The following is a 589-nucleotide window of genomic DNA, read 5'->3' as shown; positions in this document are numbered from 1 at the left end:
GGTGGGCAGGCCCTTGTAGGTCGTGCCGACGAGGTCCTTCGTGCCGGGCACGTCCTGGGAGGTGATCTTGAAGATGTCCCCGACCGCGAGGTGGTGGGGTCCGTCCTCGAACTTCTCGAGACGGATCTTGGGGCCCTGCAGGTCGACCAGGATCGCGACGGGAACGCCGAGCTCCTCGGCCGCATCCCGCACGAGCTTGTAGTTGTCGGTGTGCATGGTGTGGTCACCGTGGCTGAGATTGAAGCGCGTTACATTGACGCCGGCGCTGATCAGGGCGCGGATTCCTTCGAGGGTGTTGACGGCTGGGCCCAGGGTGGCGACGATCTTCGCTCTACGGCTCATGCATTAACTCCGGTTTGGTGCTCAGTGAAGTTGACCACGGGGCGACGCCGGTGGCCCTTGCCCAGATCAGCAAGTGACGTCACCCCGTGGCGTGAGGTGGGCGGCTCTGCCGGCGCGCATACCGGGCAGAGGCCGCCCTGCTTAGAGGCCCTGCGCGAGGCGGTAGTAGGCCTGGTTCCAGCGCACTTCCTTGCTGAACTCGCGCAGGGTGGTGTCGGCGTCGATGCGCAGCAGCTCGGTCTTCGCG

1 protein-coding gene is annotated in these 589 nt (G+C 65.7%); it reads right to left on the bottom strand.

The window, feature by feature from the left end; all coding sequences use genetic code 11:
• On the bottom strand, window positions 1-342 hold a 342-nt coding region (locus tag C5E07_RS19080; RefSeq protein ID WP_258064062.1), incomplete at its 3' end, for a pyruvate kinase.
• Window positions 343-589 lie beyond the last annotated feature (247 nt).

Origin of the sequence: Pseudoclavibacter sp. RFBJ3, assembly GCF_002931375.1 — a bacterium.
Lineage (GTDB): Bacteria > Actinomycetota > Actinomycetes > Actinomycetales > Microbacteriaceae > Pseudoclavibacter.
The sequence above is the reverse complement of the archived record's forward strand: the minus strand, read 5'-3'. Positions and strand labels throughout refer to the sequence as shown.